The organism is Dyella sp. OK584 (assembly GCF_057787755.1).
The window spans coordinates 1,883,214-1,907,695 of the sequence record NZ_CM173542.1 but is presented as its reverse complement, the minus strand read 5'-3'; the positions used below and the strand labels follow the sequence as shown (position 1 = coordinate 1,907,695).

Annotated in this window: 20 protein-coding genes; 6 read left to right on the top strand and 14 right to left on the bottom strand. The window is 63.7% G+C overall.

The genetic code is table 11. The features are described 5' to 3' along the window. The first annotated feature begins 37 nt into the window (after positions 1 to 37). The 5 genes from AC3CBN_RS08475 (at position 38) to AC3CBN_RS08455 (ending at position 4,638) form a co-directional block, all read left to right on the top strand. Positions 38 to 1,384, top strand: coding sequence for a peptidylprolyl isomerase (locus tag AC3CBN_RS08475; protein ID WP_488636363.1), 1,347 nt, complete (start codon positions 38 to 40; stop codon positions 1,382 to 1,384). Between the two features lie 7 nt (positions 1,385 to 1,391). Beyond that, complete coding sequence (gene pdxA, locus AC3CBN_RS08470; protein WP_488636362.1) at positions 1,392 to 2,408, top strand: 4-hydroxythreonine-4-phosphate dehydrogenase PdxA; 1,017 nt, start codon at positions 1,392 to 1,394, stop codon at positions 2,406 to 2,408. 123 nt (positions 2,409 to 2,531) lie between these two features. Next, on the top strand, positions 2,532 to 3,317 hold the full coding sequence (rsmA, locus tag AC3CBN_RS08465; RefSeq protein WP_488636361.1) for a 16S rRNA (adenine(1518)-N(6)/adenine(1519)-N(6))-dimethyltransferase RsmA: 786 nt from the start codon (positions 2,532 to 2,534) through the stop codon (positions 3,315 to 3,317). 86 nt (positions 3,318 to 3,403) lie between these two features. Beyond that, positions 3,404 to 3,787 (top strand): Co2+/Mg2+ efflux protein ApaG, encoded by a 384-nt coding sequence (gene apaG / locus AC3CBN_RS08460; RefSeq protein WP_488636360.1) that lies wholly within the window; start codon positions 3,404 to 3,406, stop codon positions 3,785 to 3,787. Beyond that, positions 3,787 to 4,638 carry a symmetrical bis(5'-nucleosyl)-tetraphosphatase gene (locus AC3CBN_RS08455; protein WP_488636359.1) on the top strand — a complete coding sequence of 284 codons (852 nt, stop codon included), beginning with the start codon at positions 3,787 to 3,789 and terminating at the stop codon, positions 4,636 to 4,638. Before apaG ends, AC3CBN_RS08455 begins: the two co-directional genes overlap by 1 nt. A 156-nt stretch (positions 4,639 to 4,794) precedes the next feature. Here the strand turns inward: AC3CBN_RS08455 and secA are convergent, their stop codons facing one another. Together secA and AC3CBN_RS08445 are read right to left on the bottom strand one after the other, a co-directional pair. Further along, on the bottom strand, positions 4,795 to 7,530 hold the full coding sequence (gene secA, locus AC3CBN_RS08450) for a preprotein translocase subunit SecA (protein WP_488636358.1): 2,736 nt from the start codon (positions 7,528 to 7,530) through the stop codon (positions 4,795 to 4,797). Positions 7,531 to 7,766: 236 nt separating this feature from the next. Beyond that, on the bottom strand, positions 7,767 to 8,696 hold the full coding sequence (locus AC3CBN_RS08445) for a M23 family metallopeptidase (protein WP_488636357.1): 930 nt from the start codon (positions 8,694 to 8,696) through the stop codon (positions 7,767 to 7,769). Between the two features lie 28 nt (positions 8,697 to 8,724). Here AC3CBN_RS08445 and AC3CBN_RS08440 point away from each other — a divergent pair, with 28 nt between their 5' ends. Continuing rightward, complete coding sequence (locus AC3CBN_RS08440; protein ID WP_488636691.1) at positions 8,725 to 9,210, top strand: DUF721 domain-containing protein; 486 nt, start codon at positions 8,725 to 8,727, stop codon at positions 9,208 to 9,210. 220 nt (positions 9,211 to 9,430) lie between these two features. Here the strand turns inward: AC3CBN_RS08440 and lpxC are convergent, their stop codons facing one another. The 12 genes from lpxC to AC3CBN_RS08380 form a co-directional block, all read right to left on the bottom strand. Next, positions 9,431 to 10,345, bottom strand: coding sequence for a UDP-3-O-acyl-N-acetylglucosamine deacetylase (gene lpxC / locus AC3CBN_RS08435; protein WP_488636356.1), 915 nt, complete (start codon positions 10,343 to 10,345; stop codon positions 9,431 to 9,433). Between the two features lie 463 nt (positions 10,346 to 10,808). Continuing rightward, positions 10,809 to 11,990: a cell division protein FtsZ gene (gene ftsZ, locus AC3CBN_RS08430; RefSeq protein ID WP_488636355.1), complete on the bottom strand. Its 1,182-nt coding sequence runs from the start codon at positions 11,988 to 11,990 to the stop codon at positions 10,809 to 10,811. Between the two features lie 116 nt (positions 11,991 to 12,106). After that, positions 12,107 to 13,339, bottom strand: coding sequence for a cell division protein FtsA (ftsA, locus tag AC3CBN_RS08425; protein ID WP_488636354.1), 1,233 nt, complete (start codon positions 13,337 to 13,339; stop codon positions 12,107 to 12,109). After that, positions 13,336 to 14,073, bottom strand: coding sequence for a cell division protein FtsQ/DivIB (locus tag AC3CBN_RS08420; RefSeq protein WP_488636353.1), 738 nt, complete (start codon positions 14,071 to 14,073; stop codon positions 13,336 to 13,338). Before AC3CBN_RS08420 ends, ftsA begins: the two co-directional genes overlap by 4 nt. Beyond that, complete coding sequence (locus AC3CBN_RS08415) at positions 14,070 to 15,005, bottom strand: D-alanine--D-alanine ligase (RefSeq protein WP_488636352.1); 936 nt, start codon at positions 15,003 to 15,005, stop codon at positions 14,070 to 14,072. Before AC3CBN_RS08415 ends, AC3CBN_RS08420 begins: the two co-directional genes overlap by 4 nt. Next, entirely contained in the window at positions 15,002 to 16,441 is a 1,440-nt protein-coding gene (gene murC, locus AC3CBN_RS08410; RefSeq protein ID WP_488636351.1) for a UDP-N-acetylmuramate--L-alanine ligase, read from the bottom strand. Before murC ends, AC3CBN_RS08415 begins: the two co-directional genes overlap by 4 nt. After that, positions 16,438 to 17,511, bottom strand: coding sequence for an undecaprenyldiphospho-muramoylpentapeptide beta-N-acetylglucosaminyltransferase (murG, locus tag AC3CBN_RS08405; protein WP_488636350.1), 1,074 nt, complete (start codon positions 17,509 to 17,511; stop codon positions 16,438 to 16,440). The genes murC and murG overlap by 4 nt, the downstream gene beginning before the upstream one ends. After that, positions 17,508 to 18,749 carry a putative lipid II flippase FtsW gene (gene ftsW / locus AC3CBN_RS08400; protein ID WP_488636349.1) on the bottom strand — a complete coding sequence of 414 codons (1,242 nt, stop codon included), beginning with the start codon at positions 18,747 to 18,749 and terminating at the stop codon, positions 17,508 to 17,510. Before ftsW ends, murG begins: the two co-directional genes overlap by 4 nt. Positions 18,750 to 18,751: 2 nt before the next feature. After that, positions 18,752 to 19,852: a phospho-N-acetylmuramoyl-pentapeptide-transferase gene (mraY, locus tag AC3CBN_RS08395; RefSeq protein WP_488636348.1), complete on the bottom strand. Its 1,101-nt coding sequence runs from the start codon at positions 19,850 to 19,852 to the stop codon at positions 18,752 to 18,754. After that, entirely contained in the window at positions 19,842 to 21,212 is a 1,371-nt protein-coding gene (locus AC3CBN_RS08390) for a UDP-N-acetylmuramoyl-tripeptide--D-alanyl-D-alanine ligase (RefSeq protein ID WP_488636347.1), read from the bottom strand. Before AC3CBN_RS08390 ends, mraY begins: the two co-directional genes overlap by 11 nt. Beyond that, positions 21,209 to 22,681 carry a UDP-N-acetylmuramoyl-L-alanyl-D-glutamate--2,6-diaminopimelate ligase gene (locus tag AC3CBN_RS08385; RefSeq protein WP_488636346.1) on the bottom strand — a complete coding sequence of 491 codons (1,473 nt, stop codon included), beginning with the start codon at positions 22,679 to 22,681 and terminating at the stop codon, positions 21,209 to 21,211. The genes AC3CBN_RS08390 and AC3CBN_RS08385 overlap by 4 nt, the downstream gene beginning before the upstream one ends. Beyond that, complete coding sequence (locus AC3CBN_RS08380) at positions 22,678 to 24,474, bottom strand: peptidoglycan D,D-transpeptidase FtsI family protein (RefSeq protein WP_488636345.1); 1,797 nt, start codon at positions 24,472 to 24,474, stop codon at positions 22,678 to 22,680. Before AC3CBN_RS08380 ends, AC3CBN_RS08385 begins: the two co-directional genes overlap by 4 nt. Positions 24,475 to 24,482 lie beyond the last annotated feature (8 nt).

The following is a 24,482-nucleotide window of genomic DNA, read 5'->3' as shown; positions in this document are numbered from 1 at the left end:
TTCCCTGTCGCCTCCGGCGATTGAAGGCCCCCGACTGATGAAGCAGCCTTTCGCGTTGTTCCTGTTCGCGATCGCCACCGCGACCGCCCTCCCGACCCATGCCCAGTTGCTGCCACAGGCAGCCACGGGCAAGCAGCCGCTCGACCGGATCGTGGCGGTGGTGGACGAGGGTGTGATCCTGCAGAGCGAGCTGAACGAGGCTGTGCGCTCGGTGCAGCAGCAATATGCCCGCAATCCGGGCCAGCTGCCGCCGATGGACGTGCTGCAACGCCAGGTGCTGGACCGCCTCATCCTGATGAAGCTGCAGGTGCAGCGCGCCGATGACCAGGGCATCCGCGTCTCCGACGCCGACGTCGATCAGGCCGTCAATGCGGTAGCCCAGCAGAACCACATGTCGCCTGAGCAGTTGCGCGCCGCGGTGGAACAGGACGGCTCCGGCTTTGCCGCATTCCGTCGCCAGCTGAAAGACCAGTTGGTAGCCCAGCGCCTGCACGACAGCATCATCCGCGATCAGGTGAGCATCACCGACAGCGAAATCAACAACATGCTCGCCAGCCCGTCCTACAAAGCGGGCGAAGTCCACCTGGCACACATCCAGGTCAGCCTGCCGGCCGGCGCCAGCGCCGCCGACATCAAGGCGGCCCAGGACAAGGCCACCCAGGCCACCGACGCCATCAAGGGCGGCATGGACTTCCACGCCGCGGCCATCCGTTACTCCGACGGCCAGGACGCGCTGGACGGCGGCGACCTCGGCTGGCGCCGCGTAGACGAGATCCCGCCTGCGTTCGCCGATGCCGTGGCCAACATGAAAGCCGGCGATGTCACGCCTGCCCTCCGCGGCCCTACCGGTTTCCACATCCTCAAGCTGATCGAACAGCGCGCTCCGAGCCGCCAGATGGTGCAGGAGTTCCACGCCCGCCAGATCCTGATCAAGCCCAGCGAGCTGCTGACGCCGGAGCAGGCCCACCAGAAAGCAGACGACCTGTACAACCGCATCGTCACCAAGCACGAGGACTTCTCCAAGCTGGCCAAGGAGAACTCCAAGGACGACACCACCGCCAACAATGGCGGCGACATGGGTTGGTTCGCGCAGAGCGAATGGGGTTCGAGCATCGCCCAGCACCTGGGTGAGCTGAAGGACGATCAGATCGCCCAGCCGTTCCAGAGCGAGGCTGGCTGGCACATCCTGCAGCGCCTGGGCACTCGCCAGAGCGACCGTACCGACGAGATGGAACGCAACCAGGCACGCCAGGCCATTGGCAATCGCAAGGCTGAGCAAGTCTATGACGACTACCTGCGCGAGATGCGTTCCAGCGCCTACGTGAACATTCTGGTGCCCGAGCTGCGCGATCCCAACGATCAGCAGGGCACCAAGTCCTCCTGAGGTCACGTTGAACACCCCCGCCCTGCCCCGGCTGGCCGTCACCGCAGGTGAGCCGGCGGGGATCGGCCCCGAATTGCTGATCCGATTGGCCGCCACTCCGCTGGCGGCCAATTTCGTTGCGCTCACCGATCGCGAACTGCTGCAACGCGCTGCACAACGCTGCGGACAAGCCATCGAGCTGATCGACGACGATGGCGCCCCCGTATCGCAGCGCCGAGCGGGACAACTTCGAGTACGACACATTCCACTGGGCGTGCCCGAGCAACCCGGTCAACCCGATCCGCGCAACGCTTCGCATGTACTGGCCACACTTGTCGAGGCGGCCGACGGCTGCATGGCAGGGCGTTACGCTGCCGTGGTCACGGCACCCTTGCAGAAGTCCTCGATCAACGAAGCGGGTATCCGCTTCAGTGGCCACACGGAATTCTTCGCTGAACGCGCGCATGTCGATGTGGTGATGATGCTCGCCAGCCCCGAGCTACGCGTGGCGCTCGCCACCACCCACCTGCCGCTGTCGGCCGTCCCCGCCGCGATCACCCGCGAAACACTGGAACGCGTGCTGCGCATCGTCCACCACGAATTGCACGGCAAGTTCGGCCTCGCCCAGCCACGCATCGGCGTACTGGGCCTGAATCCCCACGCGGGCGAAGGCGGCCATCTGGGCCGCGAAGAGATCGACACCATCATTCCCTTGCTCGACACGCTGCGCGGTGAAGGCATGCAGCTGATCGGTCCGCTACCGGCCGACACGGCTTTTGTGCCCGCCCAACGCGAGCGCTACGACGCGATATTGGCGATGTATCACGACCAGGCTTTGCCCGTGCTCAAGAGCGAGGCGTTCGACCGCACCGTCAATGTCACCCTGGGCCTGCCCTTCATTCGCACCTCAGTCGACCACGGCACGGCGCTGGATCTGGCTGGCACAGGCAAAGGTGATCCCTCCAGCCTCATCGCGGCGGCGCAAATGGCGCTGGATCTCGTGGCACGCCAGCGGCGCACGGCCTTGGCGGCAAGTGATGGATAGTGAAAGCGCGCATTCTTGCGCAGCGCACTGCGCAAGACATTTACCCTTCGCGTGCTCACGCTCCCATATCCCGCGACTCGGCACGATGCTTGTGTCATCGCCAGCCACGACCAGCCCCCGCCTATGAACGCCCGCCCCAAAAAAAGCTTCGGCCAGCACTTCCTGCACGAGAAGCGCTATATCGAGCGCATCGTCAGCGCGATCTCACCTCGCGCAGATGATTTCGTGGTGGAGATCGGCCCCGGCGAAGGCGCACTGACCCTGCCGCTGCTCGCTGCAGCGGGCAAGCTCACCGCCATCGAACTGGACACGGACCTGATCCCTGATCTGAAGGCCCGAGCCGCCAGCGTGGGCGAGTTGAACATCATCCATTCGGACGTGCTGAAGGTTGACTTCACCGCGCTCGCACATCGTCACGGTGTCGAACGGCTGCGCGTTGCTGGCAACCTGCCCTACTACATTTCCAGCCCCATCCTGTTTCATTGCGTGGAGCACGCTCACGCCATTCAGGACATGCACTTCATGTTGCAGAAGGAAGTGGTCGACCGCATGGCGGCCGAGCCCGGCAGCAAGGTTTACGGGCGGCTGTCCGTGATGTTGCAGCTGGTCTGCCGCGTGGAGCCCTTGTTCGTGGTGCCGCCGGGTGCATTTCGTCCGCCGCCGAAAGTGGACTCGGCCGTGGTGCGCCTGGTGCCGCTCGGGCCCGATCAACTTCCCGATGCCGATCCCGAGCGCATTCATGCGATCGTGAAGGCGGCGTTTGCGCAGCGTCGCAAGACGCTCAGCAACGCGCTCAAGAATGTCATGGGCACGAGCGCGATTCTCGCCGCCGACGTGGACCCCAAGGCACGCGCCGAAACCCTCTCGCCGCACGACTACGTGCGCCTGGCCCGCGTCGCGCTCGACTGATCGCTGTCGCATAGACGGCGGGGACAGATTCGGCCCGCTGCGAGCAAGCCTCCCCCATGCAAGGCGACAACCCGTACAATCGCCGCATGAACGACATATCTTCCTACACGATCGATGTGCAGGTCGAACCCCGCTTTGTCCCCGACCAATCCCGTCCCGGCGACAACCGCTACGTTTTCGCCTACACGATCACTTTGCATAACGCGGGCAGCATGCCCGCACGCCTGTTGACGCGTCATTGGGTCATCACCGACGCCAACGGTAAGGTGGAAGAAGTCACCGGCGAAGGCGTGGTCGGCGAGCAACCGTGGATCCGTCCCGGCGACGAATACGAGTACACCTCCGGCGCCGTGCTGGAAACCTCAGTGGGCGTGATGCGGGGCAGCTACCAGATGCTGGCCGATGACGGCACCCAATTCGAGGCGCCGATTCCGCCATTCACCTTGTCCATTCCGCGTACGCTGCACTGATGGCTACGTATGCAATCGGCGATGTGCAGGGCTGCCATCCCGAACTTCTACGCCTGCTCGACAAACTTCGCTTCGATCCCTCCGCCGACCGCCTGTGGTTCTGCGGCGACCTGGTCAATCGCGGTGGCCAGTCGCTGGAAACCCTGCGACTCATTCATAGCCTGCGCGAACAGTCGATCGTCACGCTGGGCAATCATGATCTCAGCCTGCTGGCGATCGCCCAGCGACGGCCCGAAGCGCAATCCAAGGTCAACCCCGAGTTGCGCGAAGTGTTATTCGCCGATGATGCACCGGTGCTGATGGAATGGCTGCGCTCTCAGAAGCTGCTGCATCACGATGAGCAACTGAACTGGACCATGGTGCATGCCGGACTCGCTCCGATGTGGACGTTGCGCCAGGCGCAACGTTCAGCGCAGGAGGTTGAACGAGAGTTGGGCAGCCCGCGCCACCCGCGCCTGTTGAAGAACTTGTTCGGCAACCGTCCCGCTGCGTGGAACAGTCGGCTGCAAGGCATCGAACGCATGCGGGCTTCGATCAACACGCTCACGCGCATGCGCTATTGCGATATCCAAGGGCGCATCGATTTTGAGAGCAAAGGCATTCCAGGCACGCAGAAACCCGGCATGTATCCGTGGTTCGAAGTGCCGGGCATGCGCCGGCGCGACGCGCGTATTGTCTGCGGCCACTGGTCGGCACTAGGCCGCTTCGCCGGCATGGGCATCTACGCCATCGACACCGGCTGCGTGTGGGGCGGGCAGCTCACCGCGCTGCGCCTGGATGAGGAAGAGCCACGCTATATCGCCGTGGATGCCGAGCCATATCGCACGCGTCCGCCTGGCGGTGGCGACTAGAGCCACGCCGCTTCTATAGGAGCGCACCAGGTGCGCAACAATCCTGCGAAGCGGTGGCTTCGAACAATCCCGAGTCACGCGCTTTGCGCGCTACGACAGAATGACCCCGACAAGACGTCGGCAAAAAGAAACCCCGCCTAGGCGGGGTTTCTTTTATCAGCTCAGCTGCCCGTGGCAGTGCTTGAACTTCTTGCCCGATCCGCAGGGACACGGATCGTTGCGCCCCACGCGATGACCTTCCTGCGTGTTGGCAGCTGCCTGTGCAGCCATGCTGCCAGCTGCCAAAGCTTCCGGATCGGCGCCAAGCGCGCCCACCGGCGCACCGCCGCCGCTGGCCAGCATCTGACGCTGAAGGCGCTCGGCAAGGCGCTGCTGCTCGGCTTCCATCGCGGCAACTTCTTCTTCGCTGCGCACGCGCACACGCGCCAGCATCTGCACCACTTCGGTCTTGATGCGGTCGAGCATGCTGGAGAACAGCTCGAACGATTCGCGCTTGAACTCCTGCTTGGGCTGCTTCTGCGCATAGCCGCGCAGATAGATGCCCTGGCGCAGGTAATCCATGCTTGCCAGGTGTTCCTTCCAGGCGTTGTCGACCACGCTGAGCATGATGTGCTTCTCGAGCTGGCGCATGGTCTCGGCACCGGTCTGCTGCTCCTTGGCCTTGAACAGCTGCTCGATCGCCTCGCGCACGTGCTCGAGGATCATCTTGTCGTCGATCTCGTGCTGCTGTTCGACCCAGTGCTTAAGGTCCACCGACAGGCCGAACTCGCTTTCCAGCTCACGGTCGAGGCCGGCGACATCCCACTGCTCATCGACGCTTTCCGCCGGCACGTGGCGACGCACCATGTCGGTAACCACGTCGTCGCGAATGTCGGCGATGGTGTCGGAGACATCATCCACTTCCAGCAATTCGTCACGCTGGGTGTAGATCACCTTGCGCTGGTCGTTGGCGACGTCGTCGAATTCCAGCAGGTGCTTACGGATGTCGAAGTTGTGCTGTTCGACCTTGCGCTGCGCCTTCTCGATCTGACGGCTGACCATGCGGTCTTCCAGCGCGTCGTCTTCCTTCATGCCGAACATGCGCATCCAGCGGCCAACCCAGTCGCCCGCGAAGATGCGCAGCAGGTTGTCCTGCAACGACAGATAGAAGCGCGAGGAACCCGGGTCGCCCTGACGACCCGAACGGCCACGCAGCTGATTGTCGATACGACGCGACTCGTGGCGCTCGGTACCCACGATGTGCAGACCGCCGGCGGCCAGCACCTGCTCGTGGCGCTTCTTCCACTCGGACTTGATCTTCAAGCGTGTAGCGTCGGTGGCGTCTTCCGGCAACGTGGCAAGCTCGGCTTCGAGGCTGCCACCCAGCACGATGTCGGTACCGCGACCAGCCATGTTGGTAGCAATGGTCACCGAACCAGGCGCACCCGCCTGGGCCACGATGTGCGCCTCGCGCTCATGCTGCTTGGCATTGAGCACTTCGTGCGTAATCTTCTCTTTGCGCAGCAAGTCCGACAGCAGCTCGGACACTTCGATCGAGGTGGTACCCACCAGCACGGGCTGGCCGCGCTTGTGGCAATCCTTGATGTCCTCGATCACGGCCTTGTACTTGACCTCCTGGCCAAGGAAGACCATGTCGGAGTTGTCCTGGCGGATCATCGGCTTGTGGGTGGGGATCACCACCACTTCCAGGCCGTAGATCTGCTGGAACTCGTACGCTTCCGTGTCCGCCGTACCGGTCATGCCGGCCAGCTTCTTGTACATGCGGAATAGGTTCTGGAAGGTAATGGTCGCCAGCGTCTGGTTCTCGCGCTGGATCGGCACGCCTTCCTTCGCCTCAACCGCCTGATGCAGGCCATCGGACCAGCGGCGACCCTGCAGCGTGCGGCCAGTGAACTCGTCGACGATTACCACTTCGCCGTCGCGCACGATGTAATCGACGTCGCGGTGATAGATCGCATTGGCGCGCAAGCCGGCATTGAGGTGATGCACGACTGCCAGATTCTTGGAGTCGTACAAGCCGCTCTCGGGATCGATCACGCCCGCCTCACGAAGAAGCTCGTCGGCGTGCGACATACCTTCTTCGGACAGATGTACCTGCTTCTGCTTTTCGTCGACGAAGTAATCGCCCGCGCTGTCTTCCTTTTCCTGGCGGATCATCTTCGGGACGATCTTGTTCACCGCGATGTACAGCTGCGGGGAATCCTCGGCAGGGCCGGAAATGATCAGCGGCGTACGCGCTTCGTCGATCAGGATGGAATCCACCTCGTCGACGATGGCGTAGTGCAGGCCGCGCTGGTAGCGCTGGTCCTTGCTGAGCGCCATGTTGTCGCGCAGGTAATCGAAGCCGAATTCATTGTTGGTGCCGTAGGTGATGTCAGCGGCGTAGGCAGCGTGCTTGTCCGAGTGATCCATGCCCGGCCATACCACGCCGGTAGTCAGACCCAGGAAGCCGTATAGCTTGCCCATCTGTCCAGAGTCGCGGCGAGCCAGGTAGTCGTTCACCGTGACCACGTGCACGCCCTTGCCCTCAAGCGCATTGAGGTACACCGGCAGCGTCGCCACCAGGGTCTTGCCCTCACCGGTGCGCATTTCGGCGATACGACCCGAATGCAGCACCATGCCGCCGATCAACTGCACATCGTAGTGGCGCATGCCCAGCACGCGCTTGGCACCCTCGCGCACGGTAGCGAAGGCTTCCGGCAACAGCTTGTCCACTGATTCGCCCGCGGCGATACGCTGCTTGAACTCGTCGGTCTTGGCGCGCAGCGCCTCGTCACTCAGCTTTTCGAACTCGGGTTCCAGCGCATTAATACGCGCAACATTCTTGGAGAGCTGGCGCAGCACGCGTTCATTGCGGCTACCGAAAAGGCTCGTCAGGGCACGATTGAGCATCGATCTTCCGGATCAGGATTCATGAGCCGCCCGCCCGGTGAATCCGGGCAGGACGAAAGGGTTGATGATACTAGGGTCGGCTAGCTATCCCAAACGCCGGAGGTCAGCCATCTGCGGCCCGACGAGTCATATGCCGCATTGGCAACCCGCGGACTCCCCCGAGCATCGTTCCCAGTCAGGTGTGGCGACTTACCCGGAGGCTTTCAAGGGCGGCCAGCGGCCTCCCCGGGCGGCGGTCAGCGATGGTTCTTCACAAAGGCCAGCGGATTGACCACGCGACCCTTGTACCAGACCTCGAAATGCACGTGCGAACCGGTGGAACGACCGGTGGAGCCAGCTTCGGAAATCACGTCGCCCACGTGCACACGCTGCCCGGGACTCACGTCCAGCTTGCTGTTGTGCGCGTAGCGTGTCATGTAGCCGTTGCCGTGGTCGATCTCGATCACGTCGCCATAGCCAGTGCGTACGCCGGAAAAGGTCACCATGCCTTCGGCGACCGCATGCACCGGAGTGCCCTTGGGCGTGGAGATGTCCAGACCCGTGTGATACGCGCTATGCCCGCTGAACGGGTCCGGGCGACCACCGAAATAAGAGGAGATGTAGCCATCGACCGGCATCCCGGTCGGCTTGAGATTGGACTCGATCCGAGCGTCGAGCAGCAGGCTCTGCAGCGCAGAAAGCTGCGCCTGCTGGCTGTCGAACTGATTGGCCAGCTGGTCGATGCTGGTATCGAGGGCCTGGGGCAGTGCATAGCCACTGTCCGTGGTGTCTTCCACACCACCGACGGCCGGCGGTTCGTCAAAGTTGAATTCGCCGTCATCGAGCTTGCCGACTTGGGTGAGACGCTCGCCCAATGCGTTGAGTCGTGTCGACTGAGCCTGCAGCTGGCCCAACTTCATGGCCAGCGCGTCGATATCCCGCTGGGCGTCCTTGCGCACACCGGTCAGCTGCTGATTCTGCTGCTGCACCTGCTGACGCAGTCGGAGAATCTCTGACAGAGCCCGGTCATGCGGGCTGGCCACCGCCATTGCCACCGCACCACCCAGCCCTGCACAGCCAAGTACAGCCGCCGCAGCCAATCCGAACAGGCGAAAGCGCAATCGCCGATCGGCAAGATTCAAGGTTTTTGGCACCTTTTTGGTGCGGGACACAAGTATGATTTGCATGTCTTTTTCGTCGAAGTTGTCGGCATCCATGCAGCGCGACGCTCCACCGCCTTCCCGCCGTACCGGTTCCGGACTCAAGCCCGTGACCGAGTTCGGCCCCATTGCCTCACTGGCCCGCAAAGCCCGTGAGCTGGAAGCATTGGATCGCGCACTGCGCCAGACGTTACCGTCACCACTCCGCGAGCAGGTTCGTTTCGCCAACCTGCAAGACGGACGCCTTGTTTTTTTGGCTCCCTCGCCAGCTCTGGCCGCCAGGCTGCGCCTTCTCCAGACGCAAATCCTCTCGACCGCACGTGCCATTGGCACGTACGCCAGTTCAGTCACCGTGAAAGTGGCCCCCCCTCCACCGACAGAAATCGTGCCGGATCGGTCAAAACCGCTTTCGCCTGCCGCAGCTTCTCACTTGAGAGTCGCCGCGGCCTCAACCACAGACCCCGAATTGCGGGAACTGTTCCTCGAGCTGGCGTCCATCGCCGAAATTTCTGATTCCAGACCCGGCGGACCGTCGGACTGATGTCCGACCCCCGCCGACACATCTGCCGTACTTTACTGACACCGGCCCGGAGGTCGGCGTGCTCAGATTTATACCATGCCCCCACGAACCCGACAGACTGGAATGTCATCAGTACGTGAACAGCTTCAGATAGAAGGGGCGAGGTATATCACAAAACGAACGGCCGCGTCCCAAGGGCGCGGCCGTTCAGTTTGTTCAGCTTTGACGCGGACTTACGAGATCAGATCGCCTGCGCGGGGTGCGCGTAGGAGATCGGCGCGGTGGCCGGATCGTCCGCAAAGCTCACCTCTTCCCATGCCGTGGCGTCGGCCATGAGGGTGCGCAGCAGCTTGTTGTTGAGCTCGTGGCCCGACTTGTGCGCGTAGTAGGCGCCAACCAGGCTGTGGCCCAGGAGATAGAGGTCGCCGATGGCGTCCAGGATCTTGTGCTTGACGAATTCGTCCTCGTAACGGAGGCCGTCTTCGTTGAGCACGCGGTAGTCGTCCAGCACCACGGCATTGTCCATCGAACCGCCAAGCGCGAGGTTGTGTTCGCGCAGCATCTCGATGTCACGCATGAAGCCGAAGGTGCGAGCGCGGCTCACTTCCTTCACGAACGAGGTAGTGGAGAAGTCGATCTCCGCCTTGGACGTGCGCTTGCTGATGATCGGATGGTTGAACTCGATGGAGAAACCGACCTTGAAGCCTTCGAACGGCTCAAAGCTGGCCCACTTGTCACCTTCCTGCACTTTGATCGGCTTCTTGATGCGAATGAAGCGCTTGGCGACGTTCTGTTCTTCAATGCCGGCAGACTGCAGCAGGAACACGAACGGGCCCGCGCTGCCATCCATGATCGGCACTTCGGGAGCGGAAAGATCAACGTACGCATTGTCGATGCCCAGACCCGCCATCGCCGAAAGCAGATGCTCGACCGTGGAAACGCGCACGTCGCCATTCACCAGCGTCGTGGAAAGGCGCGTGTCACCCACGTTGTCGGGGCGCGCCGGAATGTCGACCGGCGGATTGAGATCGGTACGGCGGAACACGATGCCCGTATTCGGGGCAGCGGGGCGAAGCGTCATGTACACCTTGTCGCCGGTATGCAGGCCGACGCCGGTGGCACGAATGATGTTCTTGAGCGTACGCTGCTTGATCATTTTTTTGGTACCTGTAAGGGGCAGCAGCCAAATTAGGGGAAGGATGCTAACACAGTCTTAACCTGTGAAAAGGCGATCCGTTCCACACACGCTGTTCACCCTTTCATGTTCCTTTCATTCATGAATAAGTTCCATTCATGGGGTGATCAGCAATTTTCCTAATATCTTCAATGACTTGGTTTCGACGCAGCGCTCCGCACCGGGACGGGATTCCGGTTGCGGAGCGCTGGACCTACCGGAAATCATTCCCGGCCGGTCATGCGTCATCCCTGAGGCACAGTCTTTGAAGCCTTGCGTACGGCAAGAACGAACGCCGCACCAGGGTCAGCCAAGCCTTCCGCCTTCCGGCGGAGAGCCTCGCGGGCACGGTTCGCCTCAGCGATCCGGCTTGCGATTTGTAACTGACAAGTGAAATCGGCGATTTGTTCAATTTTTCTTCAAATTATTTGTCCTATTTGTTATCTCAGTCGGCCTGGCGGCGGAGGAAGGCCGGGATGTCGAGGTAGTCGAAGCTCGGATCGGCGCTCTTGGCCGGGCCGCTGGTGTCGGTACGGCTGGTGGTGACCATCTCTGACTGGGCGTAGTCCACCACTTCGTTGCCGGTACCGGTGCGCAGCACCACCGGACGCGGACGCTGGCGCATTTCCACCTGCTGGGTCACCACCGGACGCATGGGCTGGCGGGCAGCGGCACGGTTGAGGCCGGTGGCCACCACGGTGACGCGAACGTCGTCCTGCATCTCCGGGTCGAGCGAGGTACCCATGACCACAGTGGCATCTTCGCTGGCGAAGTCATGAATGATGCGACCGATCTCGTCAAATTCGCGCATGGTCAGGTTCGGACCAGCCGTCACGTTGACCAGGATGCCGCACGCGCCGTTCAGGTTGACGTCTTCCAGCAGCGGATTGTTGATGGCCGCCTCGGCCGCCGCTTGGGCACGATCGTCGCCACGGGCAGTGCCCGAGCCCATCATGGCCATGCCCATCTCGGACATCACGGTGCGCACGTCGGCGAAGTCGACGTTGATCAGGCCCGGTGCGGTGATGAGGTCGGCAATGCCTTGTACGGCGCCCTGCAGCACGTCATTGGCCGCCTTGAACGCGTTGAGCAAGGTGACTTCGCGGCCGAGCACCGACAGCAGCTTCTCGTTTGGCACAGTAATAAGAGAGTCGACGTGCTGCGAAAGGTCCTCGATACCCTTCATGGCCACCTGCATGCGGCGGCGACCCTCGAACGGGAACGGCTTGGTGACCACCGCCACGGTGAGGATGCCTTTCTCCTTGGCCAGCTGAGCTACCACCGGCGCCGCACCGGTGCCGGTGCCGCCGCCCATGCCGGCGGTGATGAACACCATGTCGGCGCCATCGAGCATTTCCTCGATGCGCTCGCGGTCCTCGAGTGCGGCCTGACGGCCCACTTCCGGGTTGGCGCCGGCACCCAGGCCCTTGGTGACATTGGCGCCGAGCTGCAGGTGCGTACGCGAGCCGCAGCTCTTCATCGCCTGCGAGTCGGTGTTGGCGACGACGAACTCGACGCCGTCGATGTTTGCATTGAGCATGTGAGCCACGGCGTTACCGCCGCCGCCGCCCACGCCGATGACCTTAATGACTGCATTTGGTGCGAGTTTTTCGATCAGTTCAAACATTTCCCGTCCTCCGTAGAGCTTCGTTGTCGTTGTAACCGCAGGTGTGGACCTTCCTGTCCCACCGCGGTGGCGGACGAACATCCATTCGTCCAAGGCTGGGCCTCATGCCCCGCCTATCAGAAATTCTTGGTAATCCAGCCGCGCAACTTGTCGACCAGGCCACCGACGCTGCCGCCGGACGGCCCACTGACCCGCATGCCGCCCGAACGCGAGCCATGCAGCAACAGGCCCACGCCGGTGGAATGCAGTGGATTGGCGATGACCTCGCCCAGGCCGCTGACGTGTTGCGGCACGCCGATGCGCACCATCTTGTGGAAGATCTCCTCGGCCAGCTCCAGCGCGCCTTCCATGCGAGAGGCGCCGCCAGTGAGCACGACGCCGGCCGCTACCAGGCTCTCGTAACCGGAGCGGCGCAGCTCGTCCTGCACCATTTCGAAGATTTCCTCGTAGCGCGCCTGCACCGACTGCGCGAGCGACTGGCGGGCCAGTCGGCGCGGCGGACGATCGCCCACGCTGGGCACCTGGATGGTTTCCTCGGCGTGGGCCAGCTGCGCCAGCGCGCAGGCGTACTTGATCTTGATCTCCTCGGCATGCGCGGTCGGCGTGTGCACGCCGTAGGCGATGTCGTTGGTGACCTGATCGCCGCCCACCGGCAGCGACTTGGTGTAGCGGATCGAACCCTGCGTATAGATGGCGATGTCGGTGGTGCCGGCGCCAATGTCGACCAGGCACACGCCCAGCTCCCGCTCGTCATCGGTCAGTACGGACTTGGCGCTGGCCACGGCCGATGGCACCAGCTCGTCCACGGTCAGGCCGCAACGCTGGATGCACTTGCTGATGTTCTGCACCGCCGCCGCCGCACCGGTGACCAGGTGCACGCTCGCTTCCAGGCGCACGCCGCTCATGCCCACCGGCGAGCGGATACCGTCCTGGCCGTCGATGCGGTACTCCTGCGACTCCTTATAAAGAACCTTGCGGTCGGCCGGGATCGCCACGGCGCTGGCCGCTTCCAGCACTTGCTCCAGGTCGCCAGGGGTCACTTCGCGATCGCGGATTGCCGCGGTGCCATGCGAGTTCTTGGTTTCGAGATGGCTGCCGGAGATCGATGCGTAGACGGAACGGATATCGCAGCCTGCCATCAACTCGGCTTCCTCGACCGCTCGCTGGATCGAGTGCACCGTGGATTCGATGTCGACCACCGACCCGCGCTTCATGCCACGCGAGACGTGCGTGCCGATGCCGATCACTTCGATCGGCTCGCCCGGCTCGTACTCGCCGACGATCGCCACCACTTTCGAGGTGCCGATATCGAGGCCGACCACCAGCTGTTTATCGTTCTTGGTCTTCATGTGCGGGGCGTGCCTCCAGCGTTCACAGCGTTCGCCTGCGGCGGCCATCGAACGGCAAATCCATTGGTGTAACGAAGATCGGCATAGGCAAAGCCCTCGTTGTGGCCGGCCATCAGCTGCGGATAGACATCAAGGAAACGGCGCAGGCGGCGACCGGCCTGGTCGCGATCGCCCACCACAATCTGGGCGCCGTTGCTCGTGGTAAGGCTCCAGCTGCCGCGCTCAGTGAGTGCGACGCCGGCGATCTTCAGACGGGTATTGCCGAACGCCTTTTGCGTTTCGGCGTAGAAGCTAACGACCTCAGCCAGACGTGCATCAGGGCCACGCAGATCGGGAAGTGAGGCGCTTGACGAGACATCCGGGACGTCGAACACCAGGCCCTGGCGACTGATCAGCTGCTTCTCGTTCCAGCGCGCGAATGGCTGGCGCTCATAGATGCGCAGGATCAGCGTATCGGGCCAGCGCTTGCGCGCCTCCACCGACTCCACCCACGGCAACCCGGCGACAGCCTTCTGCACGCCATCCAGATCGAGCGCGAAGAAACCCTTGCCGAGTCGCGGCATGACGACGGCACGGAGCTCATCTGTCGTCACGTGCTTGAACTCGGCCTGCACTGTCAACCGGGTCACCGGCCAACGATTGCCCGCAAACCATCCGCGCAGCACGCCGACAATCGGCAGTGCCACGAGCGCAATGGCCAGAACCCAGGCAACGAGGCGGATGGTTCCCCTCACACGCCCTCCCGGAAGCTCGTTTCGAGGACGCGCCAGCACAGCGTCTGGTAATCGATGCCAGCCACGGCGGCGGCCTTGGGCACCAGCGAGTGCGAGGTCATGCCCGGCGCGGTGTTCACCTCCAGCAACCAGTTGCGACCTTCACGGTCGCGCATGACGTCCACGCGGCCCCAGCCCGAACAGGCCAGCGCATCGAACGCGCGCAGCGCCAGTTCCTGCATCTCGCGCTCATCGTCGCCGCGCAGGCCCGGGCAGATGTACTGCGTGTCCTCGGCGATGTACTTGGCGTTGTAGTCGTAGTACTCGCCCTTGGGCACGATGTTGATGGTGGCGAGCACCTGTCGATTGAGAATGCCGACGGTGAATTCGCCACCCTCGATCAACGTCTCCATCAACATGTCGCCGGGATACTTCTGGGCGAGTTCGACGGCCGCATCGAGGTCTTTTTCTTCGAACACGCGCGTCACGCCGACGCTGGAACCTTCCCAGGCCGGCTTCACGATCAGCGGAAAGCCGACCTCGCGTGCTGCCGCATGGACGTCCGCACCACGCGGCAGCGCCTTGTAGCGCGGCGTCGGCAACCCGAGCGCCTGCCACACGAGCTTGGCGCGAATCTTGTCCAGCGAGAGTGCCGAGCCCAGCACGCCGGAGCCGCTAAACGGAATGCGTAACGACTGCAGCGCACCTTGCAGCTCGCCGTTCTCGCCGCCGCCGCCATGCAGGATGTTGAACACGCGCGCGAAATGACCAGCGCGCACCGCATCGAGCAGCGCCGGAATGCCATCGATGGCATGCGCATCCACGCCACGCGCCTGCAATGCGGCGAGCACGTTACGGCCGGAATCCAGCGATACCTCGCGCTCGGCCGAACTGCCGCCCATCACCACGGCGACGCGGCCAAACTGTGCGGGATCGGTAATCGTCTTGCTCACTTGTGGGTCCTCAGATGGCCGGTCTGCGCCAGCTCCACCGCCGCCGCGCCGATATCGCCGGCGCCAAGCAGCAGCAACAGATCGCCGTCGCGCAGCAGCGCAGGCAGCGTGTCCTTCAATTCGCGCGGGTGGTCGATCAGCACTGGATCGACCTTGCCGCGCGCGCGCACGGCACGCGCCAGCGCACGACCATCGGCGCCGGCAATCGGCGCTTCGCCGGCCGGATAGACATCCGTCAGCACCAGCACGTCGGCTTCGGCCAGCACGTTGGCGAAGTCGTCCAGCAGATCGCGCGTGCGGCTGTAGCGATGCGGCTGGAAGCCAACCACCAGGCGACGATCCGGCCAGCCACCACGTGCAGCAGCGAACACTGCCGCCAGCTCACGCGGATGGTGACCGTAATCGTCAACCAGCAACACCGAACCCTTGTCGAGCGCAATCTCGCCGCGACGATGGAAGCGGCGCCCCACGCCCTGGAAGTTTTCCAGCGCGCGTGCAATCGCCTCGGCTTCCACACCCAACTGCCAACCGATGGCGGCGGCAGCCAGCGCGTTAAGCACGTTGTGACGACCCGGCAGGTTGAGCTTGACGTGCAGCGCTTCGTTGCGTCCCGGCAGCCATAGGTCGAAATGCATCTCGAAGCCGTGCTGCGTCAGGTTGCTCGCACGCACGTCGGCGTCGTGAGTGTCGATGCCATAAGTCATCACGCGACGCGTGGTGGACTTGGCCAGCTCGGCCACTTCCGGATCGTCCATGCACAACACGGCCAGGCCATAGAACGGCAGGCGGTGCAGGAAATCGTTGAAGGCCTTCTTTACCAGCGCGAAATCGTTGTTGTAGTTCTCCAGGTGATCCGCGTCGATATTGGTGACTGCGGCGATCACCGGCGAGAGCATCAGGAACGAACCATCGGACTCGTCCGCCTCGGCCACGATGTACTGGCCTGTGCCAAGTCGAGCATTGGCACCAGCGGCATTGAGCTGACCACCGATCACGAAGGTCGGGTCGTAGTTCGCTTCGGCCAGCACACTGGCGGCGAGGCTGGTGGTCGTGGTCTTGCCATGCGTGCCCGCGATGGCCACACCGCGACGAAAACGCATCAACTCGCCCAACATCTCGGCGCGCGGCACCACTGGAATGCGTGCGGCGCGTGCAGCAACCAATTCCGGGTTATCTGCCCTGATGGCGCTGGAGGTCACCACGACGTCGGCGTCACCGATGTGTTCGGCGGCGTGGCCTACATGCACCTCGATACCCAGTTGTGCCAGACGCTGTGCGGTGAGTGAATTGGAACGGTCGGAGCCGGACACGGCGTAGCCAAGGTTGTGAAGCACTTCGGCAATGCCGCTCATGCCCACGCCGCCGATGCCAATGAAATGCACGCGGCGAAACGTACTCATCAAGTCTTCGTGTGCGAGCAGGCGGCGCGGCGTCATGCGGCCACCTCCATGCAGGCGCGCGCGATCACGGCGGCTGCGTCGGGCTTGGCCAGCGTGCGTGCGGCTTCGCCCATCGCGATCAGCCGCTCGCGATCTTCCAGCAACGCTTCCAGGCGCTGCGCCAATTGCTGTACGTCCAGATCTTTCTCCTGCATCAATTCGGCAGCATGCACGGCGACCAACGCCTCGGCATTGCGGGTCTGGTGGTCATCCACCGCGTAGGGAAACGGCACGAGCACGGCGCCGAGGCCGGCGGCCGTGAGCTCGGCCAGGGTGAGCGCGCCAGCACGGCAAACGGCGAGATCAGCCCACGCGTAGGTATCTGCCATGTCCTCGATGAAAGGCACGATCTGCGCCTCCACACCGGCCTTCGCGTAGGCCGCGCGCGCCTCATCGATGCCGCGGTTGCCGCACTGGTGCAGCACTTCGGGGCGCTGCGTCGGCGACATCAGGGCAAGCGCCTGCGGTACGGAGAGATTCAAGGCACGCGCGCCCAGACTGCCGCCCAGCACCAGCAGGCGCGGACGACCCGAGCGGTTGGCCATGCGCTCGCGCGGCGCGGGCAATGCCGCGATGGCGCCACGCACGGGATTACCCACCCACTCGGCGCCCGGCAGCGCATCGCTGAAACCGGCGAGCACACGCTGCGCGTAACCGGCCAGCTTGCGGTTGGTGAAACCAGCCACGCGGTTCTGTTCGTGCACCAGCAGTGGGCGACGCGTGATCCGCGCGGCCACACCACCGGGACCGGCCACATAGCCGCCCATCGACAGCACGCTGCGCGGCTTGATCTTGCGCAGCGCATTGAGCGACGCGAGCAAGGCCCGGGCCAGCATCAGGGGCGCCAGCAGCCGGGTCTTAAGGCCCTTGCCGCGCAAACCGCCCACCGGCACGGTGATCAAGTCGATGCCATGCGCTGGCACGACCTTGGTTTCCATGCCGCCTTCGGCACCCAGCCACACTACCGGCACACCCTGCGCGCGCAGTGCTTCGGCCACGGCGAGACCAGGGAAGATGTGGCCGCCGGTGCCGCCGGCCATGATCAGCACGGGTGCCTTTGCGCTCATGCGGTCACCGGCTCGCGCGCAGGCGCGGTGGCAACGGCGGTGTTCGCATCGGGCACGGCATTGCCCGGCAAGCGCGCCGCCATCTGGCGCGCGTCGATGGCGCGGTTGATCTCATAGGTGGTGCGCAACAACACACCGGCCATGGCGCAGGTCAGCACGATGGACGAGCCGCCATAACTGATCAGTGGCAAGGTCAGGCCCTTGGTCGGCAGCGCACCAAGGTTCACGCCGATCGACACCATGGTCTGCAAACCGAGCATCAGCGAGACACCAAACGCCACATAGCCAGCAAAGCGCTGGCCCATCTCCATGCCCTTCAGCCCCATGTAAAGGCCGCGACCTACGGCGAGCGCGAACAGGCTCATCACCAGCAAGATGCCGGCAAGGCCCAACTCCTCGGAGATCACTGCGAAGATGAAGTCGGTGTGCGCTTCGGGCAGATAGGACAGCTTGAGCACGCTCGAACCCAGGCCCACGCCGGTCCACTCGCCGCGACCGATGGCCATCAGCGACTGGGTCAGCTGGAAGCCGTCGTTGAACGGATCCGCCCACGGATCGATGAACGACGTGAGGCGACGCATGCGATACGGCTCGAACTTCGCTACGAACCAAAGCAGCGCCACGACGGGCAGACCCATGCCGCCGAGGTACATTGGCTTGGCGCCACCAAGCCAGATCATGCCGATGGTCACCGCGATCATCAGGATCGCCGAACCGAAGTCCGGTTGCAGCAGCAGCAACACCACGAATAGGCCTGCTACCACGATCGGCTTGAACAGACCCCAGAAGGAGGTTTCGACGCTCTCGCGATGACGCACCAGGTAGCTGGCCGTGTACACCACCAGAATCAGCTTCACCGCTTCAACCGGCTGGAAGGTGGTGATGATGAGATGCAACCACCGACGCGCGCCGTTGATGCGTGCACCGATACCAGGCACGAACACCAACAAGAGCAAAAAGATTGCAGCGCCCAACAGCAGATAAGCATTTTTCTCAAGTAGCTTCAGCTCGGTACGCATGGCCATGCCGGCGAAGACCATACCGATGCTGAGGAACAGCAGGTGCTTCTTTAGAAAGTAGAACGCGCCGATATGCTGGCTATCGGCAACAGCGATCGAGCTGGACGTCACCATCACCACGCCAATGCAGGCCAGACCGACAAGCGCGATCACCAGCGGCATATCGAAGCTGCCGCGGGGTCCCTGTCGTCGTTTGGCCTGGGTGGCGTCGAAGATCATCGTCAGCGCACCTTCAACGTGGCAAGGCCGATGAGCACCAGCACGACGCTGATGATCCAGAAGCGCACGATCACCCGCGGCTCGGGCCAACCCTTCAGTTCGAAGTGGTGATGAATCGGCGCCATGCGGAACACGCGCTTGCCGGTGAGCTTGAAGCTCGCCACCTGGATCATCACCGAGGCGGTTTCCATCACGAACACACCGCCCATCACCAACAACACGATTTCCTGGCGCACGATCACCGCGATGGCAGCGAGCGCCGCGCCGATGGCCAGCGCGCCCACATCACCCATGAACACCTGCGCGGGATACGTGTTGAACCACAGGAAGCCCAGGCCTGCACCGGACAGCGCGCCACAGAAGATAGCCAGCTCGCCCGCACCGGGAATCGAAGGAATGCCCAGGTATTCGGAGAACACCTTGTTGCCCGCGAGATACGCGAACACGCCCAGCGCACCGGAGACCAGCACGGTCGGCATGATGGCGAGGCCATCCAGGCCATCGGTGAGGTTCACGGCGTTGGAGAAACCCACGATCATGAAATAGGTGATGACCACGAACATCACACCCAGCGGCACCACCACTTGCTTGAACAACGGCACGTACAGCGCCGTCTCCGCTACGGGCAGCGAACCGGTTGCCTGCGGCGCGGTGTGGTAGAGGAATAGCGCGGCGGCCAGACCAAACACCGACTGCCAGAAGTACTTCCAGCGCGAGGCCAGACCGCGGCTGTCCTTCAGCACCAGCTTCTTGTAGTCGTCGTAGAAGCCGATCACGCCGAAGGCGAGCAGCACCGCCAGCACCAGCCACACGTAGCGGTTGTGGAGGTCGGTCCACAGCAGGGTGGAAATGGCCACCGCCAGCAGGATCATCACACCGCCCATGGTCGGTGTGCCGGCCTTGGACAGATGCGTCTGCGGGCCATCCTTGCGCACCACCTGACCGGCCTTCAGGTCGGCCAGCTTGCGGATCAGAGTCGGCCCGAACAGCAGCGACATCGACAACGCGGTGAGCGCGGCCATGATCGTGCGGAAGGTGATGTATTGGAACAGGTGCATAGCAGTGAAGTGCCGTGCCATCCAGTCTGCGAGTTCAAGCAGCATCGGATGCGCCCTCCCCTTGTTTCTTGTCGGCACGAAGTGCGACGACCACCCGATCCATGCCGGACGAGCGCGAGCCCTTGACCAGACAAGCCACGCCGCCGTGCATGTATTGTTTCAGTGCCGCGATCAACGCCGCCTTGTCGGCGAAATGTTCGCCGCGCTCGCCGAAGGCTTTCACCGCCGCAGCGCTCAACGGACCGACTGCAAACAACCGGTCGATGCCCCGCTGGGAAGCGCGCATACCGATATCCGCGTGCAGCGTTGCGGCGTTCTCGCCAAGCTCCGCCATATCGCCCAGCACCAGCCAACGCTCGCCTTTGGCCAGTGCCAATGTGTCGATAGCAGCGCCAACCGAACCGGGATTCGCGTTGTAGCTGTCGTCGATCAACATCCAGCCGCCGGGCATGCGTTCGAACTGCAAACGACCGGCGACGCCAGGCACCTGTTCGAGACCTTCCACGATGGTGTCCAGCGGCACGTCCAACGCCAGCGCAATCGAGGCGGCGGCCAATGCGTTGGCGATGTTGTGGCGCCCGGCGAGCGGCAACTGCACTTCGGCATCGCCCACGGGCGTGCTCAGCAGGAAATGTGAGCCGTCCACGCGCTGGTCGAGGATGTCCGCGCCCACGTCCGCCTTGTGGTCCAGCGCGAAACGCAGCTGGCGGCGCGTGCCGGCCAACCCCGCGAAGAAGCTGGCGAACGCGTCGTCTCCATTGATGATCGCCACGCCATCGACCGGCAATGCCTGGTACAGCGCGCCCTTGGTCTCGGCCACGCCTTCCACGCTGCCCATGCGCTCAAGATGCGCGGGCGCGATGGTGTTGACGAGGCCGATATCGGGCCGCGCAATGGCAGCGAGATAGGCGATGTCGCCCGGCTTGCCCGCGCCCATTTCCAGCACGGCGTATTCCGTGTCCTGCGGCATCGCCAGCAGGGTGAGCGGCAGACCCAGTTCGTTGTTGTAGTTGCCGGCGTTGACGTGCGTACGGCCATGGCGCGAAAGAATCGACGCGGTCAGCGTCTTCACCGTGGTCTTGCCGTTGGAACCCGTGATGCCGATCACCCGCACGTTGCTCTGTGCGCGCACGGCGCTGGCGAGATCGCCGAGCGCCAGCTCGGTATCGTCCACCAGCACTTGTGGCAGATCCGACTCCACCTTCCGCGTGACCAGCGCGGCAACGGCACCACGCGCCTTCGCTTCCGCGAGGAAATCATGACCGTCGACACGCTCGCCCTTGATCGCCACGAACAGGTCGCCCTGCTGCAACTTGCGGGTGTCGATGGCAACGCCAGCCGCGTCCACATCGGTGCCAAGCAGGCGTCCGCGGGTCCAAAGGGCAATGGTGCTAAGGCGCATCATGCACGGGTCTCCAGCGCATGGCGGGCAACCGCCATGTCGTCGAATGGACGCTTTCCCGTAGCGCCTTCCTGATACGTCTCGTGCCCCTTGCCGGCGATCAACACGACGTCGCCAGCTTTGGCCGAGGCCAGCGCGTCCTGGATGGCTGCAGCGCGGTCGCGCTCGACCTTGGCCGCTTCGGGACGACGAAGACCGGTGACGATCTGCGCCACGATGACGTTGCCGTCTTCGCCGCGCGGGTTGTCGTCGGTAATGATGATCGTGTCCGCCATGCGCTCGGCGATCGCACCCATCTGCGGACGCTTGCCGGCATCGCGCTCGCCGCCGCAGCCGAATACGCAGATCAGGCGACCTTCGCAGTGGGCACGCAGCGCCGTGAGCGCCTGCTCCAGGGCGTCCGGCGTGTGCGCGTAGTCAACCACTACCAGCGGCAGCTCAGCCACACCGCCCAGACGGTTCATGCGGCCGTTGATCGGCTTCAACGCCTCGACGGCTTCGATCATATGCGCGAACGATTCGCCTAGCGCACCCAGGCAGGCGACCACGGCAAGCAGGTTGGCCACATTGAAGCGGCCCAGCAGGCGACTGCGGATGGTGCGCGTTCCCCACGGCGTCTGCAGCTCGAATACCAGGCCCTCGGCGGAGGTGACAACGTTCGCCGCACGAATGTCGGCACCCGCGTCGCCCTCTGCGCTCAGGCGCAGCACACGCACGTCCGGCGGCAAACGGTCTGCCAGCGAACGGCCGAAGGTGTCATCGATATTGATGGCAGCCACCTTCAGCGTGGGCCACGCAAACAGCTTGGCTTTGGCCTCACCGTAGGCTTCCATGCTGCCGTGGTAATCGAGGTGGTCGCGCGTGAGGTTGGTGAATGCCGCCACCTCGAACGCCACGGCGGCTACACGACCCTGTTCCAGCGCATGCGAAGACACCTCCATCGCGACGTGGCTGGCGCCTTCATCGCGGAACGATGCCAGCAGGCCCTGCACATGGATCGCGTCGGGCGTCGTGCGTTCGCCTTCGCTGATCTGGCCATGAAGACCCGCGCCCAGCGTGCCGATGGTGGCAGCGCGATGACCGAGATGCTCAATTGCCTGCGCCAGCAGCTGCACGGTGGAAGTCTTGCCATTGGTGCCGGTCACGCCGATCACCCGCAGCGATTCGGACGGCCGTCCAAAAAAGCGCGAGGCGATTTCACCCACCTTGCCGTGCAGACCGTCAACCCACAGTACCGGCACATCCATCGGCGGCGCTTCGGCAACGGGCGCTTCGGCCAGCACGACGCGTGCGCCACGTGCCACCGCGCCTTGCGCAAACGTGATGCCGTGATCGCGCGTGCCGCGCAGGGCGAAGAAGGCATCGCCCGGACGCACCTGACGCGAATCGAGCGTGAGCCCCGAAACGACGATATCGCCGACACCTGGGGTATCAGCGATGCCATGGAGCAACTGGTCGAGGCGCGCACTCATGGCGTTGCCTCCTCAACCGGCGCGTCGTCCACCGCTTCGACGGTGGGCTGCTTATTGCTGGTCAAACCGTTGAGTCCCTGCAGCGGACCGCCGACGTACCAGCGGCCGATGTTGTCTGGGGGCACGTCCATCAGGCGCAGGGCGCCATCCATGACCTTGGCGAATACGGGCCCGGACACCAGCGCACCGTAGTAGCTGCCCTTCTTGGGGTTGTCGATTACCACCACGGCGGCCATGCGTGGCGCGGAGGCCGGCACGATGCCGGCGAAGGCGGCGCTGTAGTTGTTCTTCGAATAACCGCCCGCGCTGGCCTTGTGCGCCGTGCCGGTCTTGCCGGCCACGCCGTAGTTGGCGATCCACGCGTAGGGCGCTGCCGTACCGCCCGGCTGGGTCACCGACTCCAGCATCTGCACCAGTTCGTTGGCGATCTTGGGATCGATGATCTGCTTGGCTTCGTTGTCCGAGCCTTTGACGAAAGTGGGCAGATGCATCACGCCGTTGTCGGCGATGGTGGCGTAGCCATTGACCAGTTGCAGCGGTGTGACGTTGAGACCATAGCCATAGGCCATGATGGCCTTCTCAAGCATGCCCCAGCTGCGTCCCGGCTTGAGGTAGCCCGACGCTTCGCCGGGAAAGCCGCTGTTGGTGCTGTTGCCGAAGCCGAAGGCGCGAATGGTGTCGTACATCAGACCGGTGTCGAGCTGCATGGCGACCTTGGCGGCGCCGATGTTGCTGGACTTGGCGAGGATGCCGGTGGGCGACAGCATGCCGTATGCATGCGTGTCCCGGATGTCGTGCGAGATATAGAAGAAGTGGCCGTTGCCGGTATCCACCATCGGGCCGGTGGGCGAGAACTTTCCGCTCGACAGCGCGGCCGCCATCACGAACGGCTTGATGGTGGAGCCGGGCTCCACGACGTCCGTCATCGCGCGGTTGCGGCGACTCGCCGGGACGCTGCCACGCAGTGCGTTCGGGTTGTATGTGGGCCAGTTCACCATGGCCAGCACTTCGCCCGTGCGCACGTCGAGAATCACCATCGAGCCGGAGTCCGCATCGGACGCCTCGATGGTGTTCTTCAATTCGTTGTAGGCCAGGAACTGGATGCGGCGATCGATGCTGAGCGTGATGTCGCGACCCGGCTGCGGCGCGCGCACCAGCTCCACGTCTTCCACCACATGGCCCATGCGGTCGCGGATCACCCGCTTGGCGCCAGGTTTCCCGGCCAGCCATTCGTCGAAAGCCAGCTCCAGGCCTTCCTGGCCGTGGTCATCAATGTTGGTGAAGCCGAGCACGTGGGACGTTACCGGGCCGGACGGATAGAAGCGGCGGAACTCGCGCTGGCTATTGACGCCCGGCACGCCGAGATCGATCACGGTCTGTGCAGCGTCCGGCGACATCTGGCGCTTGAGATAGACGAACTCGCGCTCCGAACGCTGCATCAGGTACTGCTTGAGCGCACCCACATCCATGCCGATGGCGGCGGCCAGCTTGGGCAGCCTGTCCTCGTTGTCCAGCACCTCGGAAGGATTGGCCCAGATCGACACCACTGGCGTGGATACCGCCAGCGGCTCGCCGTTGCGATCGAAGATGGTGCCGCGCGATACGGCAATGGGCACTTCGCGCAGGAAACGCGCATCGCCCTGGTTCTGATAGAACGACTTGCGCACCACTTGAAGGTCGAACGCACGCGCCACCAGGCCCAGCGACGCCAGCCCCAATACGCCGACTACCAGCAGCATGCGGCGCCGAGGGCTGGGGGCCGCATTGCGGCGGCGAGTGGGCGGGGACGTCATGCGCTGGC

Bases quoted from the DNA above. Each gene is read 5' to 3' on its own strand.
- secA (WP_488636358.1), bottom strand. From the start codon at position 7,530: ATGCTCAATCGTGCCCTGACGAGCCTTTTCGGTAGCCGCAATGAACGC.
- mraY (WP_488636348.1), bottom strand. From the start codon at position 19,852: ATGCTGCTTGAACTCGCAGACTGGATGGCACGGCACTTCACTGCTATG.
- apaG (WP_488636360.1), top strand. From the start codon at position 3,404: ATGAACGACATATCTTCCTACACGATCGATGTGCAGGTCGAACCCCGC.
- AC3CBN_RS08440 (WP_488636691.1), top strand. From the start codon at position 8,725: ATGCAGCGCGACGCTCCACCGCCTTCCCGCCGTACCGGTTCCGGACTC.
- ftsZ (WP_488636355.1), bottom strand. From the start codon at position 11,990: ATGTTTGAACTGATCGAAAAACTCGCACCAAATGCAGTCATTAAGGTC.
- murG (WP_488636350.1), bottom strand. From the start codon at position 17,511: ATGAGCGCAAAGGCACCCGTGCTGATCATGGCCGGCGGCACCGGCGGC.
- AC3CBN_RS08390 (WP_488636347.1), bottom strand. From the start codon at position 21,212: ATGATGCGCCTTAGCACCATTGCCCTTTGGACCCGCGGACGCCTGCTT.
- AC3CBN_RS08385 (WP_488636346.1), bottom strand. From the start codon at position 22,681: ATGAGTGCGCGCCTCGACCAGTTGCTCCATGGCATCGCTGATACCCCA.
- ftsA (WP_488636354.1), bottom strand. From the start codon at position 13,339: ATGAAGACCAAGAACGATAAACAGCTGGTGGTCGGCCTCGATATCGGC.
- AC3CBN_RS08380 (WP_488636345.1), bottom strand. From the start codon at position 24,474: ATGACGTCCCCGCCCACTCGCCGCCGCAATGCGGCCCCCAGCCCTCGG.
- AC3CBN_RS08455 (WP_488636359.1), top strand. From the start codon at position 3,787: ATGGCTACGTATGCAATCGGCGATGTGCAGGGCTGCCATCCCGAACTT.
- rsmA (WP_488636361.1), top strand. From the start codon at position 2,532: ATGAACGCCCGCCCCAAAAAAAGCTTCGGCCAGCACTTCCTGCACGAG.
- AC3CBN_RS08475 (WP_488636363.1), top strand. From the start codon at position 38: ATGAAGCAGCCTTTCGCGTTGTTCCTGTTCGCGATCGCCACCGCGACC.
- murC (WP_488636351.1), bottom strand. From the start codon at position 16,441: ATGACGCCGCGCCGCCTGCTCGCACACGAAGACTTGATGAGTACGTTT.
- AC3CBN_RS08445 (WP_488636357.1), bottom strand. From the start codon at position 8,696: ATGCAAATCATACTTGTGTCCCGCACCAAAAAGGTGCCAAAAACCTTG.
- lpxC (WP_488636356.1), bottom strand. From the start codon at position 10,345: ATGATCAAGCAGCGTACGCTCAAGAACATCATTCGTGCCACCGGCGTC.
- ftsW (WP_488636349.1), bottom strand. From the start codon at position 18,749: ATGATCTTCGACGCCACCCAGGCCAAACGACGACAGGGACCCCGCGGC.